The sequence below is a fragment of the Actinacidiphila rubida genome (genome assembly GCF_900110255.1).
Taxonomy (GTDB): domain Bacteria; phylum Actinomycetota; class Actinomycetes; order Streptomycetales; family Streptomycetaceae; genus Actinacidiphila; species Actinacidiphila rubida.
Window position 1 is genome coordinate 201,713 of the sequence record NZ_FODD01000003.1, and the last position, 15,883, is coordinate 217,595.

Genomic DNA, 15,883 nt, shown 5'->3' on the forward strand with positions numbered 1-15,883 from the left:
CCCGCGGAGTAGCGCGCGTCTCGGCCGTCCGCGCGACGCGGGCGGCCCCCTTCCGACGGGACGCTGGTGAACGTCTCACCAGCCGATCCCCAGGAGCCACGCGATGCGGGCCGAGCCGACGCCACCGATGTCCCCGAACCCACCGGACTCCCTGATCCCCCCCGGCTCACCGGGCTCCGCGCTCCGGGTGTCCCCTGCGGGCGCGGCGGCGGACCAGGGCACCGCGCGGCCCGTGCCGCCGGCTCCGCCGCCCGCCGCCGGCGCCCGCCGGCGGGCCCTGCCCTGGGCGGTGATCGCCCTGTGGATCGTCGTGCTCGCCGTCTCCGGGGTGTTCGCCGGCAAGCTCGGCGGGGTCAAGCACGACGAGGCCGTCGACTACCTGCCGGCCAGCGCGCAGTCGACGCAGGTCGCCAGGATCCAGCAGGCGATGCCCGGGGGCGGCGCCACCGACCTCGTCCTGGTCTACCGCCGCGCGAGCGGGCTGACCGCGGCGGACCAGGACGCCGTCCGGCGGCAGACCGCGGCGCTCGGCACCGCCTACGCCCTGGTCGGGGCCGCGCCGCACACCGTCACCGCCGCCGACGGCCGCACCGCGATGGTGCCGGTCGCGATCGCGGAGAGCGCCGGCAAGCCCGAGGACGTCGTGAAGGCGGTCCGCGCGCGACTCGCGGACGGACGGCCCTCGGGCCTTCAGGTGCTGGTCGGCGGGCCCGGCGCGGCCCAGGCCGACGCCAAGGGGGTGTTCGCGAGCATCGACGGCACGCTGCTGATGTCGACCGCGGCGGTCGTGGCGCTGCTGCTGATCCTCACCTACCGCAGCCCGTTCCTGTGGCTGGTGCCGCTGGGCGTCGTCGGCGTCGCCGCGGGCACGGCGACGGCCGTCGTCTACGGGCTCGTCGAGGCGTTCGGCCTGACCGTCTCCAACATGAGCTCGTCGGTGATGACCGTGCTCATCTTCGGCGCGGGCACCGACTACGCGCTGCTGCTGATCTCCCGCTACCGGGACGAACTGCGGCACCGGGCCGAGCCGTACGAGGCGATGACCGCGGCCCTGCGCGGCGTCGGCCCCGCGGTGCTCACGTCCGCCGCGACGGTCGTCGCCGGCCTGCTGTGCCTGCTGGCCGCCGACCTCAACAGCAGCCGCGGCCTCGGCCCGGTGGGCGCGGTCGGCATCGTGTGCGCGCTCGCCGCGATGACGACGCTGCTGCCGGCCGTCCTCGTGCTGCTCGGGCGCCGGGTGTTCTGGCCGCTCGTCCCCTCGTACGGGAGCGAGTCGCGGGCCGGGCGCGGGGTGTACCGCAGGATCGGCGGGCTGGTCACCCGGCGGCCGCTGGTCGCGCTGGCCGCATCGGTGATCGCGGTCGGCGCGCTGGCACTCGGCATCGGCAACCTGCCCGGAGCGCTGCGGCAGGACGACACGTTCACCACCACGCCCGACTCGGTGGCCGCGGACACGATCCTGCACCGGGCGTTCCCCTCACGGAGCACCCAGGCGGTCACCGTGGTCGTGCCCACCGCGCGGGCCGCGGCGGCCGCGGCGGCGGTGCGCGGCACCGCGGGCGTGGCGAGCAGCACGTCCGGCCGCAGCGGCGGCGGCTGGAGCGAGATCTCCGTCTTCCCGGCGGCCGCGCCGGACAGCCCGGCGGAACACGACACGATCCGCCGGCTGCGGGCCGCCACCGCGCCGGAACACGCGCTCGTCGGCGGCGTCAGCGCGCAGCGGCTGGACACGGCGTCGACGTCGTCGCGGGACCGCACGCTGGTCGTGCCGCTGGTCCTCGGGGCGGTGTTCCTGCTGCTGGCCGGGCTGCTGCGCAGCCTTGTCGCGCCGCTGCTGCTGACCGCGGCGATGGTCGCGGTGTGGGCCGCCGCGCTCGGCATCGGCGGGCTGCTGTTCGGCCCGGTGCTGGGCCTGCACGGCATGGACCCCGGACTGCCGCTGCTCAGCTTCGTCTTCCTGGTCGCGCTCGGCGTGGACTACGGGATCTTCCTGATGCACCGGATGCGGGAGGAGACGGTGCGGGGCGCGGAGCCGCGGCGCGCGACGGTCACCGCGCTGGAGGCGACGGGCGGGGTGATCGCGTCCGCGGGGATCGTGCTGGCGGCGACGTTCACGGTCCTGGCGTCGCTGCCGCTGGTGATGATGGAGGAGATGGGGGTGGTGATCGCCCTCGGGGTGCTGCTCGACACGTTCGTGGTGCGGACGTTCCTGGTGCCGGCGGCGGCGGTGCTGCTCGGGGAGCGGGTGTGGTGGGGCGGCGGGTCGGCTGCGCCGAGTCGCCTCCGGCGTGGGGTGGCGATGTCGTCGTCGGCTTCCCGCCGGTAGGTGGTCCAGGCGGGCTGCGCCCGCCTGGTGTTCCCACCCGCACCACCCGTGCGACTCTCGTCGTCGGGTGCGGGTGGCCCCCGCGGGGGCGGGGTGTCGTCGGCGGCTGCCGGCCGGTGGGTGGGTGGCGGGCTGTGCCCGTGAGGGCGGCGGTCGGGCAGCGGGTGCGGGAGCGGGAGGATGGGGGAGTGGCGGTGAGGTGGGCGGTGGAGGGGCGCGGAGCGCGGGTCGGCGGCAGCGACCTGGCGGTCGCCGGGGGAGTGCTGGCGGTGGAGGCGGCGGTGGCACTGCTGCTGCCGGAGTCGGACGTGAGTCACCGGCCGGACCTGCTGGGATGGGCGCTGCTGGCGGGCAGCTCGGCCGTGCTGGTGTGGCGGCGGCGCGCCCCGATGTGGTGCCTGCTCGGCATGGTCGTGACCGTCGCGCCTTACCACTACCTGCAGTACGTGCAGCAGGCCCCGATCGTCTCCAGCATGGTCGCGCTGTTCGCGCTCGCGGTCGCCGGGCCACCGGTGCGCACCTACGTGGTCGTGCCGAGCGTCGTCCTCACCATGACCGCGGTGATGTCGACGATCGGCAAGCCGCACGCCGGCTCCGAGATGCTGCAGAGCGCAGGCTGGATCGTGGCGGTGGCGGTGGCCGGCGACGTCGTCCGCATCCACCGCAACTACGTGGCGGCGATCATGGAGCGCGCCGAGCGGGCGGAGCGCACCCGCGAGCAGGAGGCGGCCCGCCGGGTCGCCGAGGAACGGCTGCGGATCGCCCGGGACCTGCACGACCTGCTCGCCCACAGCATCACGCTGATCGGGGTGCAGACCTCGGTGGCCGCGCACGTCCTGGTCGCCGACCCCGAGCGGCTGGACCGGACCGCGGTCGCGTCCGCGCTCGACGCCATCGCGGACACCTGCCGCGAGGCCCGCGCGGAACTGCGCACCACGCTGCGGGTGCTGCGGACCGACGGCGACGGGCCGCTGCCCGACCTGGCGGGGCTGGCGTCGCTGGCCGGGGCCGCGGAGGCGGCCGGCGCCCGCGTCGAGCTGGCCGTCGACGTCGGCGGGGAGCCGGTGCCGCCCGCCGTCGGCGCGGCCGCGTACCGGATCGTGCAGGAGTCGCTGACGAACGCGGTGCGGCACACCGGTGCCGCGCAGCCGCTCGTCACCGTCCGCGTCGGGCGGCACGGCGGCGGGCTGCGGCTGGAGGTCCGCGACGACGGCGGCCGCGAGGACCTGCTGCCCGCACCACGTGCCGACGCCCACCGCGCCGACCCGCACGGCACGGACCCCGACCGCCGCCCGGAGGGCTTCGGCATCGCCGGGATGCGCGAGCGGGCCCGCAGCGTGGGCGGCACCCTCGCCGCCGGGCCGTGCCAGGACGGTCCCGGTTTCGCCGTGACCGCGGACCTGCCGTTCGCCGCCGACCTCCAGGGAGACCCGCGATGACCCCCTCCCAGCCGCCGTCCCAGCCGCCGCAGCCGTCGTTTTGTCCGCCGTCCCAGCCGCCGCCGATCCGGGTGCTGCTCGCCGACGACCAGACGCTGGTGCGCGCCGCGTTCGCGATGCTCGTGGAATCCGCCGGGGACATGGAGGTCGTCGGGCAGGCGGGCAACGGCGCCGAGGCCGTCGCGCTGGCCCGCGCCGCCCGCGCGGACGTGATCGTGATGGATGTGCGGATGCCCGAGCTGGACGGCATCGAGGCCACCCGCAGGATCGCCGCGGACGACGGCCTCACCGGGGTCCGCGTCCTGGTGCTGACCACGTACGACGACGACGAGAACGTGCTGGCGGCGCTGCGGGCCGGTGCCTCCGGTTTCCTGGTCAAGGACACCCGGCCCGCGGACCTGCTGGACGCGATCCGCACGGTGGCGGCCGGCGACGCCCTGCTGTCGCCGGGGCCGACCGCCCGGCTGATCGCCCGGGTGCTGCGGCTGCCCGACCGGCCGCCGGCCGGGGCGCCCGCACCGGCCGGCCTGGCCTGCCTGTCGGAGCGCGAACGCGAGGTGCTGACGATGGTCGCCCGCGGGCTGAACAACGCCGAGACCGGCGAGGCGCTCGGGCTGAGCCCGCTCACCGCGAAGACCCACGTCAGCCGGATCATGGGCAAGCTGGGCGCCCGTGACCGGGCCCAACTCGTCATCGCCGCCTACGAGTCGGGGCTCGTGGCGCCGGGCGCGGGCGGCTGATCCGGCGGATCGGGCACCCCGGCCCCCGGCGGACCCGCGGTACGCGAGAATGGACCCATGAGCCTGTTCCGCGACGACGGCATCGTGCTGCGCACCCAGAAGCTGGGTGAGGCGGACCGGATCATCACGCTGCTGACCCGGCGCAACGGCCGGGTGCGCGCGGTGGCGCGGGGCGTGCGCCGCACCAAGTCGAAGTTCGGCGCGCGGCTGGAGCCGTTCAGCCACGTCGACGTGCAGTTCTTCGCGCGCGGCGGGGACCTGGTGGGCCGCGGGCTGCCGCTGTGCACGCAGGGCGAGACGATCGCGCCGTACGGCAGCGGCATCGTCACGGACTACGAGCGGTACACCGCGGGCACCGCGATGCTGGAGACCGCCGAGCGGTTCACCGACCACGAGGGCGAGCCGGCGGTGCAGCAGTACCTGCTGCTGGTCGGCGGCCTGCGCACGCTGGCCGCCGGCGACCACGACCCGCGGCTGGTGCTCGACGCGTTCCTGCTGCGTTCGCTCGCCGTCAACGGCTACGCGCCCAGCTTCGACGACTGTGCGAAATGCGGGATGTCCGGGCCGAACCGGTTCTTTTCGGTCGGCGCGGGAGGAGTCGTCTGCGGCGACTGCCGGGTGCCCGGAAGCGTCGTACCCTCCAGGGAGTCACTGCAACTGCTCGGCGCGCTGCTGGGCGGCGACTGGGAGACCGCGGACGCCTGCGAGCCCCGCCACTGCCGTGAGGGCAGCGGGCTGGTCGCGGCCTATCTGCAGTGGCACCTGGAACGCGGCCTGCGGTCGCTGCGTTTCGTCGAGAAGTAACCCGAGGACCCGGGAGCTCGGGAAGCCGAGAACCCGGGGGCTCGGGAACCGGTCCACACCGTCAGGAGAAGCACGACCATGGCACGTCGCGGGATTCTGGCCCGTAGCCGACCCTCGTACCGGGCGCCCGACCCGCACCCCTCCGGCGCGCAGCCGCCGAAGATCCCCGGCGAGCTGGTGCCCAAGCACGTCGCCGTCGTCATGGACGGCAACGGGCGCTGGGCGCAGGAGCGCGGGCTGCCCCGCACCGAGGGCCACAAGGTCGGCGAGGGCGTCGTGCTCGACGTGCTCAAGGGCTGCCTGGAGATCGGTGTGAAGAACCTGTCGCTGTACGCGTTCTCCACCGAGAACTGGAAGCGCTCGCCGGAGGAGGTGCGCTTCCTGATGAACTTCAACCGGGACGTCATCCGCCGCCGCCGCGACGAGATGGACGAGCTGGGCATCCGCATCCGCTGGGTGGGCCGGATGCCGAGGATGTGGAAGTCCGTCGTCCAGGAGCTGCAGGTCGCGCAGGAGCAGACCCAGGGCAACGACGCGATGACGCTGTACTTCTGCGTCAACTACGGCGGCCGGGCGGAGATCGCCGACGCCGCGCAGGCCATCGCCCGGGACGTCGCGGAGGGCCGGCTCGACCCGGCCAAGGTCAACGAGAAGACGTTCGCGAAGTACCTGTACTACCCCGACATGCCGGACGTCGACCTGTTCCTGCGCCCCAGCGGGGAGCAGCGCACCTCCAACTACCTGATCTGGCAGAGCAGCTACGCGGAGATGGTGTTCCAGGACGTGCTGTGGCCGGACTTCGACCGGCGCGACCTGTGGCGGGCCTGCCTGGAGTACGCGCGGCGCGACCGGCGGTTCGGCGGCGCGCTGGCGGCGGAGGACGCGGACCCGGCGGCCGGCTGAGCCGGCCGCTCGCCCGGGGGTGCCGGCGTCCGGCGGGTTACCGGACGGCGGCGGCCGCGGCGCAGTCCGCGCAGGTCCCGAAGATCTCGACGGTGTGGGCCACGTCCACGAAGCCGTGCTCGGCGGCCACCGCGTCCGCCCAGCTCTCCACGGCAGGCCCCGCCACCTCGACGGCCTTGCCGCACGCGCGGCAGACCAGGTGGTGGTGGTGGCCGCCTTCGGAGCAGCGGCGGTAGACCGATTCGCCGTCGCCGGTGCGCAGCACGTCGATCTCGCCGGCGTCGGCGAGGGACTGAAGGGTGCGGTAGACGGTCGTCAGTCCGACGGAGTCACCGCGGTGCTTGAGAATGTCGTGCAGGTCCTGGGCGCTGCGGAACTCGTCGACCTCGTCGAGTGCGGCCGCCACCGCCGCCCGCTGCCGCGTCGACCGGCCGGCCACGGAATGCTTGGCGGTGCTCACCGTGATCTCCTCATGCTTGTCATTGTGCCAGGGGCACGGCCGGGCTCCGACGATCCGCCGCCGCGTTCCGGGCCCAGGTGTACCCTAAATGTATATGATAGTCGTTTTCACCTCTGATCGTCCTTGCCGGTGGCGGAACGGATTTGATATGAGCCCCGCACCCGCCGGTAATCTGGGACAACTGACCGCTTCGTCGTACTGAAGAGAGCACCGTGGCCGCCGACAAGATCGACACCATCGTCAGCCTGAGCAAGCGCCGTGGCTTCGTTTTCCCGAGCAGCGAGATCTACGGCGGATCCAAGGCCGCCTGGGACTACGGCCCGCTCGGCGTGGAGCTCAAGGAGAACGTCAAGCGCCAGTGGTGGCGTGCCATGGTCACCTCGCGCGACGACGTGGTGGGTCTCGACTCGTCGGTGATCCTCGCCCCCGAGGTCTGGGTCGCGTCGGGCCACGTGGCCACGTTCTCCGACCCGCTGACCGAGTGCACCTCCTGCCACAAGCGCTATCGCGCCGACCACCTGGAAGAGGCGTACGAGGCCAAGCACGGCAAGCCGCCGGCCAACGGGCTGGCCGACATCAACTGCCCGAACTGCGGCACCAAGGGCGCGTTCACCGAGCCCAAGCAGTTCTCCGGCATGCTGCAGACCCACCTCGGCCCGACCCAGGACGCCGGCTCCGCCGCCTACCTGCGGCCCGAGACCGCGCAGGGCATCTTCGTCAACTTCGCGCAGGTGCAGACCACGTCGCGCAAGAAGCCGCCGTTCGGCATCGCCCAGATGGGCAAGTCGTTCCGCAACGAGATCACGCCCGGCAACTTCATCTTCCGGACCCGCGAGTTCGAGCAGATGGAGATGGAGTTCTTCGTCAAGCCGGGCGAGGACGAGAAGTGGCACGAGTACTGGATGCAGGAGCGCTGGAACTGGTACACCGACCTCGGCCTGCGCGAGGAGAACATCCGCTGGTACGAGCACCCGGCCGAGAAGCGCTCGCACTACTCCAAGCGCACCGTGGACATCGAGTACCGCTTCAACTTCGGCGGCCAGGAGTTCAGTGAGCTGGAGGGCCTCGCCAACCGCACCGACTTCGACCTGTCCGCGCACGCCAAGGCGTCCGGCCAGGACCTGTCGTACTTCGACCAGGAGGCCGGCGAGCGCTGGTTCCCGTACGTGATCGAGCCGGCGGCCGGCGTGAACCGCGCCATGCTCGCCTTCATGCTCGACGCGTACAACGAGGACGAGGCGCCCAACGCCAAGGGCGTCATGGAGAAGCGCACGGTCATGCGGCTCGACCCGCGCCTGTCGCCGGTCAAGGTCGCGGTGCTGCCGCTGTCCCGCAACCCCGAGCTGTCCCCGAAGGCCAAGGGCCTGGCCACGGCGCTGCGCAAGCACTGGAACATCGAGTTCGACGACGCCGGCGCGATCGGCCGCCGCTACCGCCGCCAGGACGAGATCGGCACGCCGTTCTGCGTCACCGTCGACTTCGACACCCTCGAGGACAACGCGGTGACCGTCCGCGAGCGCGACTCCATGAAGCAGGAGCGCGTCTCGCTGGACCAGGTCGAGAGCTACCTCGGCTCCCGGCTGCTGGGCTGCTAGCCGTTCCGTCTTCGGCGCGGCGTCCCGGTACCTGACGCAGCGGAGCCCGGCGGGGGATCATCCATCCCCCGCCGGGCTCCGTCGTCTCGCGGCCCGCGTCTGCCGGCCCATGTCTCGCGGTGCCGGCCCACGTCTTGCGGTACGTCTCGTCCGGGACGCGTCCTGCGGGACGGGGCGGCGACTCACACCGTGCGGTCGGAGGCGGGCGCGGCGGTGCCGCGCTCGGAGAAGGTCCCTACGGGGGCGGGCAGCCGGGACACGGTGGCGGTGCGCGCCGCCGGCACCGTCTCCGGGGTGCCCGCCGTCGCGGGCGCCCCGGGGACGGCACCCGCCGCGCGGTTGCCGGCGGCCGCCGCGCGGACGGCGAGCAGCGCGCAGACGGCGGCCAGCGGCAGTTCCGCCGTCGCCGCCATCACCAGGGCCACGACCAGGTCGCCGCCGGTGGAGGTGGACACGTCGAACCAGGCGTCGACCACCAGCAGCATCGAGGTGGCGGCGGCCGCCACCACCCGCAGCGGGTGACGGCGCAGCGTCAGCACGCCGGTGCCGATCAGCCCGGCCGCCTCCATCGTGTCCAGCCCCACCCAGGCCGCCATCCAGTGCGGCGTGTTCTCGGCGGCCGGCAGCGCCACGGCCAGCACCACCAGCCAGGGGATGAGGGCCACGCCGCAGACGATCAGCGCGTACGCCGGCCAGCGGCGGCCGGCTCGGGCTCGGGCCCGCGACACCTCGCGCTCCTCCCGGGGAACCGGCAGTTCGATGACCTCCGCCAGATGCGGCACGGACACGTCGCCGACAGACATCGCCCATCTCCTTCCAGTTCCCTCGAAAGGGACAACGTCGCTTCGCCGTCGACTCTTCCGCGTTCCCGGTGTGAGGGCAGTAACGCGTGGTGCCGGATCGAGGTGCAGACAAGTGCACCTCGAGCGCGGGGGCTGGGCCCATGTCGCCCGCAGGGCGGGCCGCATACGGTGTGCGTCATGCGATCAGCACTGGGCCGCGCGGCCGGGTACGCGCCGTGGTCGGCGCGCGCCTGGCGTGAGACGGCGTTCACCGCGGCCGGTGTCGGGCCGGCCGCCGCGCTGCCGTTCGTGATGCTGTGCGCGGTGCCCTATCCGCAGTTCGCGATCGTGCTGGTGCCGCTGCTGCCGGCGCTGGCCTCCGTGCTGACCGCGGTTCAGCGCAGCCGCTTCCACGCGCTGCTGGACCTGCACATACCGCCGACCCGGCACGGGGAGTCGTGGTACACCCCGGCCGGGATCGGCCGCCGGCTCCGGTCCGAGGCCACCTGGCGCCAGGTCTGCTACCACGCCGTGGTGGCACCGACGGCCGCGGTGGGGGCGGTCGCGGTGGTGTGCTGCTGGACGTTCGGCGCGCTGTGCGCGGGCGTCCTCTCCTGGGCGTGGGCGGTGCCCGGCACGCTGCGGCTGCCGGGCTGGGTGAGCGGCGACCACGTGCCGCTGACCGTCCTCGGCGTCCTCCTGGTGCTGGCCGCGCCGCCGCTGGCGCACCTGCTCACGCGGGCCGAGACGGCGTTCGCCGCGGCGCTCCTCGGACCCAGCAGGACCCGCGAACTGGCCCGCCGCGTCGAGGACCTGGCGGTCAGCAGGGCCGAGGTGGTGGACGCCGCGGACGCCGAGCGCCGCCGCATCGAACGCGACCTCCACGACGGCGCCCAGCAGCGCCTGGTGTCGCTGGCCATGAACCTGGGCCTGGCCCGCGCCACCCTCAAGGACCTGCCGCCCGAGGCCCGGTCGGTGATCGACGAGGCGCACCGCGAGGCCAAGGAGGCGATCGAGGAGCTCAACGGCCTGGTCCGCGGGCTGCATCCGGCGGTCCTGGAGGACCGCGGCCTGGACGCCGCGCTGTCCGGCGTCGCGGCCCGCGCGCCGCTGCCGGTGCGGCTGTCGGTGGACCTCCCCCGGCGCCCGGCGGCCACCGTCGAGGCGGTCGCGTACTTCGTGGTGTCCGAGGCCCTCGCCAACGTGGCCAAGCACGCCCGCGCCTCCCGTGTGGAGGTGGCCGTGCGGGTCCGCGCCGGCCGGCTGCTGGTGACCGTCGAGGACGACGGCGCCGGCGGCGCCGACCCGTCCCGGGGCACCGGGCTGAGCGGACTGGCCGGCCGGGTACGGTCGGTCGACGGGACGCTGCACCTCGACAGCCCCGTCGGGGGACCGACCGTCATCACCGTGGAGTTGCCGTGCGCGCTGTGATCGCCGAGGACTCGCTGCTGCTCCGCATAGGCCTGGTCAAGGTCCTGGAGGCGGCCGGCTTCGAGGTGGCCGCGGAGGCCGGCGACGCCGACGAGGTGCTGGCCGCCGTGGGCGAGCACCGGCCCGACCTCGTCCTGCTCGACGTGCGCATGCCGCCGTCGTTCACCGACGAGGGGGTTCGGGCCGCGCTGGTGATCCGCGCCCAATGGCCGGGCACCGCGGTGCTGCTGCTGTCCCAGTACGTCGAGGAGCGGTACGCGGCCGACCTCCTGGCCACCCAGACCGGCGGGATCGGCTACCTGCTCAAGCAACGTGTGGCCGACGTCGAGGAGTTCGTGGACGCGGTCCGCCGGGTCGCGGCGGGCGGCACCGCGCTCGACCCCCAGGTGGTGGCCCAGCTGCTGCTGCGCCGCCAGGCCGATCCGCTGGAGCGGCTCACGCCGCGCGAGAAGGACGTGCTGCGGCTGATGGCCGAGGGCCGGTCCAACACCGCGATCGCCGAGCAGCTGGTGGTCAGCGACAGCGCGGTCTCCAAACACATCAACAGCATCTTCACCAAGCTGGGCCTGCCCCAGGCCGAGGCCGACCACCGCCGGGTGCTGGCCGTCCTGCGGTTCCTGGAGGGCGCGTGAGCGGGCCCATGAGCGGGGGCGTGCGCAAAGGCGCGAGCCCGAGCATGAGCGTGGGCGCGATCGGCGGCGGCGGCCGGCCGGGCACCGAGGACCGGCGCCGGGTGGTGTGGGTGACGGTCGCCGTGCTGACCGCAGTGGTCACCGCGCTGTTCTGCGGCAGCCAGGCGTGGGCGATGGCCAACCGGCACACCGCGACCCGGACGTACGCGATGACGCACCACGGCGTCCGGACCGTGGAGATCTACGGCGGCGTGGGCTCGGTGCGCGTGGTGCCCGGCGGCCGGGACCGGGTCGAGGTCGCCGAGAAGCTGGTCTGGTCGAAAGGCACGCCGCGCGTGGACCGCACCTGGGTCGGCGACACCCTCCAGGTCCGCACCGGTTGCCCGGGCACCGGGTTCGTCCTCGTCCAGGCCCTCCAGTGCCAGGTCGCGCTGGTCGTCACCGTCCCGGAGGCCGCCTCGGTGTACGCGGCGACGTCCGCCGGGACGGTGGACGTGCGGGGCGTCGTCGGCGACGTCACCACCCGCACCGGGTCGGGGTCGACGCGTCTGGAGGGGCTGCGGGGCGCCGTCGACGCGCGGACCGGGTCCGGGGAGATCACCGGCGACTCGCTGGAGTCCGCCCGCACCACCGCGCGGGCCGGCTCGGGGAGCGTGCTGCTGGGCTACGCGGCCGCGCCGGCGGCCGTCACCGTCGTCACCGGCTCGGGGTCCGCCGAGGTGGTGGTGCCCCCCGGCGGCCGGTACCGGACGGAGGGCGCCACCGGATCCGGCAGCCGCACCATCGCCCCGGGACTCCAGGACCCCGGGGCGACCGGGGTCCTGGACCTGTCGGCCGGGTCGGGCAGCGTCAGCGTCCACTACCGGTAGCCGCGGCCACCTCGGCCGGGCGGTCGTGTCCCGGCCCGTTCAGCGTTCGCTGTCCAGGTGGGCCATCTGCCCGGCGTCGTAGCGGGAGCCGGAGACCGCGTCGGCCGGCACGGCCTCCTCGACGGCGGCCAGGTCCGCGTCGTCCAGCGTCACGTCCAGCGCGCCCAGCGACTCGGCGAGCCGGTCGCGGCGGCGGGCGCCGACCAGCGGCACGATGTCGTCGCCGCGGGACAGCACCCACGCGATCGCGGCCTGGGCGACGGTCACGCCCTTGCCGTCCGCGACCTTGCGCAGCGCCTCGACCAGCGCCAGGTTGCGGTCCAGGTTGTCGCCGGAGAACCGCGGGCTGCGGCTGCGGAAGTCGCCCGCGCCGGGGCTGCGTTCGCGGGTCCAGTGACCGCTGAGCAGCCCGCGGGACAGCACGCCGTACGCGGTGACGCCGATGCCCAGCTCGCGGGCGGTGGGCAGGATCTCCGCCTCGATGCCGCGCGAGAACAGGCTGTACTCGATCTGCAGGTCGCTGATGGGGGCGGCCGACGCGGCCCGGCGCAGGGTCTCCGCGCCCACCTCGGACAGCCCGATGTGCCGGACCCGCCCGGCCTGGACCTCCTCGGCGATGGCGCCGACGGTCTCCTCGATCGGCACCGCCGGGTCGACGCGGGCGATCCGGTAGACGTCGACGTGGTCGGTGCCGAGCCGGTTGAGGGAGTAGGCGAGGAAGTTCTTCACCGCGCCGGGCCGGCCGTCGTAGCCGTACCAGCCGCCGGCGGCGTCGCGCAGGGCGCCGAACTTCACGCTGATGGCGACCTGGTCGCGGCTGCCCGGGCGGGCCCGCAGGGCGTCGCGGATGAGCAGCTCGTTCAGGCCCATGGCGTAGAAGTCACCGGTGTCCAGCAGGCTGACGCCGGCGTCCACGGCCGCGTGGATCGTGGCGATCGACTCGGCGTCGTCGGCCTCGCCGTACAGCGCGGACATGCCCATGCAGCCCAGGCCGATCGCCGAGACGGCCGGGCCGGTCCTGCCGAGGGTGCGGGTGCGCATCGGGGTTCTCCTTCGCGCCGCGGTGCGGCGGATTCCGGGGGATGACGGGAAGGGGGGTGACGGGGGCGGGCCCGCGGGGGGCGGGGGATCGGGGCGGACGGCGGGCGCGGTGCGGAGGCGGATCACCGGCCACCGCCGCCACGGTCGCACACGGGCCCGGTGGATGTCCTCACGTCCCATCCGCCGGGCCCGGCGCGTCACTTCGCCACGTCGCCACGTCGTCACGTCGCCACGTCGTCACTTCACGGTGCGTGGCAGCCGCAGCGTCAGCGCGGTGGTCAGCACGACCGCCGCGAGCTGGGCGAGCAGCGTCCACACCAGCGCGTCCCGCACGCCCACCGACGACGACAGCGTCAGGAACAGGGTGCCGAGCGTCGCCACGCCCAGCGCCAGGCTGGACTGCTGCGTGGTGGCCATCGCGCCGCCGCCCACACCTGCCTGCGCCGGCGGCACCTCGCTGAGCACGATCCGGAAGATCAGCGGCAGCACGAAGCCCTGGCCGAAGCCGGCGATCGCCATGCCCGGCGCGAGTGCCCACACCCCCAGGTGCGGCCAGCCCCACAGGAACGTGCCGGCCAGCACCAGCAGGCCGGCGCCCTGGATCAGCGAACCGGCGGTCACCGTACGGCGGCCGAAGCGCGCCACCGCCCGCGGGCCGAGCAGCGAGGCGGCGAAGAACGCCGCGCACAGCGGCACCAGGGCGGCGCCCGCCTTCAGCGCGCCGAAGTGCAGGCCGTCCTGCATGGCCACCGCGAGGACGAACATGAAGCCGCCGAAGCCCAGGCAGAACGGGACCACCAGCATCAGGCCGCTGCGCACGCTGTGCAGCCGCAGCAGCGACGGCGGCAGCAGCGGGTTGCCGCCGGTCCGCTCGCCGCGCCTCTCCACCGCCACGAACGCCGCGGCGAACAGCGGCGAGAGCGCCAGCAGCACCCACGCCCACACCGGCCAGCCGGCCGCGCGGCCCTCGGTGAGCGGCAGCAGCAGCGTGATCAGCGTGGCGCCGAGCAGCACCGTGCCCGGCCGGTCGACGCGGGCCGGGTGCGGGGAGCGGGTCTCGGGCACCGCCTTGAGCGCGAGCACCAGGGCGACGGCCGCCACCGGCACGTTCACCAGGAAGATCGCGCGCCAGCCGCTGCCCGCGATGTCCGCGGAGACCAGCACGCCGCCGAGCACCTGCCCGACGACGCTGGCCACGCCCGCGGTCGCCCCGTAGTAGCTGAGCGCCGTGGCGCGCCGGCTGCCGGAGGTGGCCGCCTGGATGGTGGCGAGGGCCTGGGGCAGCAGCAGGGCCGAGGCCGCGCCCTGGGCGACCCGCGCGCCGACCAGCGTCCAGGCGCTGGGTGCGATGCCACAGGCCAGCGAGGTCAGGGCGAAGGTCGCCAGGCCCCACAGGAAGAGCGTCCTGCGGCCGAACATGTCGCCCAGCCGGCCACCGAGCACCAGCAGCACGGCGTACGCGACGCCGTAGCCCGCGACCACCATCTCCAGGACGGCGGGCCCGGCGTGCAGGTCGCGGTCGATGGTGGGCAGGGCGACGTTGACGATGAAGAAGTCGACCATCGGCAGTGCCGCGCCGAGCAGCACGGTCAGCAGGCCGAGGGCACCGAGCGCGGAGGCGCCGGCGGGGGGCGGGGTGGTCCGGGCAGGGCTGCCGATGCGGGTCACGCGGGGCAGCACCTGGGCCCGTGAGGTCATGCTCTGTTCCATTCGGTCGGTCACCCGGCCTACTCTGGCTCCGATCCCAGAGGGGTACCAGAGAGCGTTTATCCAGGTATACAGACCACCTGGCAACCGGCTGGCGCATGCCGCACTCTGGGAACATGACGCCGAAGACGAGTGTTGCGCCCGCCGCGGAGCGGTCCGGCGCCGGCCGGCCGGACACCGCCACCCCGGCGGCCGCACGGGCCGCGACCGGACACGTGCCGCTGTCCGCGGCGTCCGCGGTCCGGCGCCGCGAGCTGGCGTCGTTCCTGCGCAGCCGCCGCGAGCGGATCTCGCCGGACCAGGTGGGGCTGCCGCCCGGGCGGCGCCGCCGCACCCCCGGCCTGCGCCGCGAGGAGGTCGCGCAGCTCGCCGCGGTCGGCGTCACCTGGTACACGTGGCTGGAGCAGGCCCGCGAGATCCAGGTGTCCGGGCAGGTCGCCGACGCGATCGCCCGCGCCCTGATGCTCGACACCACCGAGCGGCAGCACCTGTTCACGCTCGCCGGCACCGCCGACCCGCACCCGCACCTGGACTGCCCCGGCATGTCCCCGGCGGTGCGCGCGATGCTCGACCAGCTGGAGCCGCTGCCCGCCGCGGTGGTCAACTCGCGGTACGACATCGTCGCGTACAACCGCACCTACGGGCGGCTGGTCAGTGACCTGGACGCGCTGCCGCGCGAGGACCGGAACCTGATGTGGCTGGCCTTCACCGACCCGCAGTGGCGGGAGCGGATGGTCGACCGCGAGGAGAACATCCGGCTGATGGCCGCGAAGTTCCGTGCGTCGATGGCCGAACACCTGGCGGAGCCGGCCTGGAAGACGCTGCTGAAGCGGCTGCAGCAGACCTCGCCCGACTTCTGCGAGATGTGGGAGCGGCACGAGGTGCTCAAGCCCGACGGCCACATCAAGCGCTACCTCAACCCCGAAGTCGGCCTGCTGGCCTTCGACTTCACCCACCTGTGGCTCGGCCCCGGGCCCGGCCCGCGGCTCGTCACGTACACGCCCGCGGACGACACCACGCGCGAGCGCCTGGCGCGGCTGCACGCGGTGCTGACCGCCGAGACCGCGGGGGCCGCCGAGAACGGCGGGACCGCCGGGCCGTCCGCGAGGCCGTCCGGCGCGGACGCCGGGTAGCGGGCTGCGACGCCGGTGGCA

14 protein-coding genes are annotated in these 15,883 nt (G+C 74.4%); 10 read left to right on the top strand and 4 right to left on the bottom strand.

The features are described 5' to 3' along the window. The first annotated feature begins 232 nt into the window (after positions 1 to 232). The 5 genes from BMW99_RS03950 to BMW99_RS03970 all read left to right on the top strand — a co-directional run bounded on the left by BMW99_RS03950 (position 233) and on the right by BMW99_RS03970 (position 6,212). Positions 233 to 2,326 (top strand): MMPL family transporter, encoded by a 2,094-nt coding sequence (locus BMW99_RS03950; protein ID WP_075016273.1) that lies wholly within the window; start codon positions 233 to 235, stop codon positions 2,324 to 2,326. 194 nt (positions 2,327 to 2,520) lie between these two features. Then, positions 2,521 to 3,765 carry a sensor histidine kinase gene (locus BMW99_RS03955; protein ID WP_245791172.1) on the top strand — a complete coding sequence of 415 codons (1,245 nt, stop codon included), beginning with the start codon at positions 2,521 to 2,523 and terminating at the stop codon, positions 3,763 to 3,765. Positions 3,766 to 3,881: 116 nt separating this feature from the next. Further along, positions 3,882 to 4,505 (top strand): response regulator, encoded by a 624-nt coding sequence (locus tag BMW99_RS03960; protein ID WP_069464686.1) that lies wholly within the window; start codon positions 3,882 to 3,884, stop codon positions 4,503 to 4,505. Positions 4,506 to 4,562: 57 nt separating this feature from the next. Next, positions 4,563 to 5,309, top strand: a complete 747-nt coding sequence (gene recO / locus BMW99_RS03965; RefSeq protein ID WP_069464684.1) for a DNA repair protein RecO — start codon at positions 4,563 to 4,565, stop codon at positions 5,307 to 5,309. Between the two features lie 78 nt (positions 5,310 to 5,387). Beyond that, the gene (locus tag BMW99_RS03970) at positions 5,388 to 6,212 is read left to right on the top strand and encodes an isoprenyl transferase (protein WP_069464683.1); all 825 of its coding nucleotides are present in this window, start codon (positions 5,388 to 5,390) and stop codon (positions 6,210 to 6,212) included. A gap of 37 nt (positions 6,213 to 6,249) precedes the next feature. Here BMW99_RS03970 and BMW99_RS03975 read toward each other — a convergent pair whose 3' ends face one another. Then, the gene (locus BMW99_RS03975; RefSeq protein ID WP_069464682.1) at positions 6,250 to 6,672 is read right to left on the bottom strand and encodes a Fur family transcriptional regulator; all 423 of its coding nucleotides are present in this window, start codon (positions 6,670 to 6,672) and stop codon (positions 6,250 to 6,252) included. Positions 6,673 to 6,884: 212 nt separating this feature from the next. Here BMW99_RS03975 and BMW99_RS03980 point away from each other — a divergent pair, with 212 nt between their 5' ends. Next, positions 6,885 to 8,267 (top strand): glycine--tRNA ligase, encoded by a 1,383-nt coding sequence (locus tag BMW99_RS03980; protein WP_069464681.1) that lies wholly within the window; start codon positions 6,885 to 6,887, stop codon positions 8,265 to 8,267. 182 nt (positions 8,268 to 8,449) lie between these two features. Here BMW99_RS03980 and BMW99_RS39905 read toward each other — a convergent pair whose 3' ends face one another. Then, positions 8,450 to 9,070 (bottom strand): hypothetical protein, encoded by a 621-nt coding sequence (locus BMW99_RS39905; protein ID WP_075016230.1) that lies wholly within the window; start codon positions 9,068 to 9,070, stop codon positions 8,450 to 8,452. Positions 9,071 to 9,247: 177 nt separating this feature from the next. Between BMW99_RS39905 and BMW99_RS03990 the strand changes: the two genes are divergently transcribed. Genes BMW99_RS03990 through BMW99_RS04000 form a run of 3 tightly spaced genes read left to right on the top strand, consistent with a single transcriptional unit; the run spans position 9,248 to position 11,981 of the window. After that, entirely contained in the window at positions 9,248 to 10,480 is a 1,233-nt protein-coding gene (locus tag BMW99_RS03990; protein WP_069464679.1) for a sensor histidine kinase, read from the top strand. Next, entirely contained in the window at positions 10,468 to 11,112 is a 645-nt protein-coding gene (locus tag BMW99_RS03995) for a response regulator transcription factor (protein ID WP_069464678.1), read from the top strand. Before BMW99_RS03990 ends, BMW99_RS03995 begins: the two co-directional genes overlap by 13 nt. 44 nt (positions 11,113 to 11,156) lie before the next feature. After that, positions 11,157 to 11,981, top strand: coding sequence for a DUF4097 family beta strand repeat-containing protein (locus tag BMW99_RS04000; protein ID WP_075016231.1), 825 nt, complete (start codon positions 11,157 to 11,159; stop codon positions 11,979 to 11,981). A 39-nt stretch (positions 11,982 to 12,020) separates the two neighbouring features. Here the strand turns inward: BMW99_RS04000 and BMW99_RS04005 are convergent, their stop codons facing one another. Beyond that, positions 12,021 to 13,022, bottom strand: coding sequence for an aldo/keto reductase (locus tag BMW99_RS04005; RefSeq protein ID WP_075016232.1), 1,002 nt, complete (start codon positions 13,020 to 13,022; stop codon positions 12,021 to 12,023). A 237-nt stretch (positions 13,023 to 13,259) separates the two neighbouring features. Next, positions 13,260 to 14,720, bottom strand: coding sequence for an MFS transporter (locus tag BMW99_RS04010; RefSeq protein WP_245791174.1), 1,461 nt, complete (start codon positions 14,718 to 14,720; stop codon positions 13,260 to 13,262). 125 nt (positions 14,721 to 14,845) lie between these two features. Between BMW99_RS04010 and BMW99_RS04015 the strand changes: the two genes are divergently transcribed. Continuing rightward, positions 14,846 to 15,862, top strand: a complete 1,017-nt coding sequence (locus BMW99_RS04015) for a helix-turn-helix transcriptional regulator (protein ID WP_079138150.1) — start codon at positions 14,846 to 14,848, stop codon at positions 15,860 to 15,862. Positions 15,863 to 15,883: the final 21 nt, after the last annotated feature.

Bases quoted from the DNA above. Each gene is read 5' to 3' on its own strand.
- BMW99_RS03960 (WP_069464686.1), top strand. From the start codon at position 3,882: ATGCTCGTGGAATCCGCCGGGGACATGGAGGTCGTCGGGCAGGCGGGC.
- recO (WP_069464684.1), top strand. From the start codon at position 4,563: ATGAGCCTGTTCCGCGACGACGGCATCGTGCTGCGCACCCAGAAGCTG.
- BMW99_RS03970 (WP_069464683.1), top strand. From the start codon at position 5,388: ATGGCACGTCGCGGGATTCTGGCCCGTAGCCGACCCTCGTACCGGGCG.
- BMW99_RS39905 (WP_075016230.1), bottom strand. From the start codon at position 9,070: ATGTCTGTCGGCGACGTGTCCGTGCCGCATCTGGCGGAGGTCATCGAA.
- BMW99_RS03990 (WP_069464679.1), top strand. From the start codon at position 9,248: ATGCGATCAGCACTGGGCCGCGCGGCCGGGTACGCGCCGTGGTCGGCG.
- BMW99_RS04000 (WP_075016231.1), top strand. From the start codon at position 11,157: ATGAGCGTGGGCGCGATCGGCGGCGGCGGCCGGCCGGGCACCGAGGAC.
- BMW99_RS04005 (WP_075016232.1), bottom strand. From the start codon at position 13,022: ATGCGCACCCGCACCCTCGGCAGGACCGGCCCGGCCGTCTCGGCGATC.
- BMW99_RS04010 (WP_245791174.1), bottom strand. From the start codon at position 14,720: ATGACCTCACGGGCCCAGGTGCTGCCCCGCGTGACCCGCATCGGCAGC.
- BMW99_RS04015 (WP_079138150.1), top strand. From the start codon at position 14,846: ATGACGCCGAAGACGAGTGTTGCGCCCGCCGCGGAGCGGTCCGGCGCC.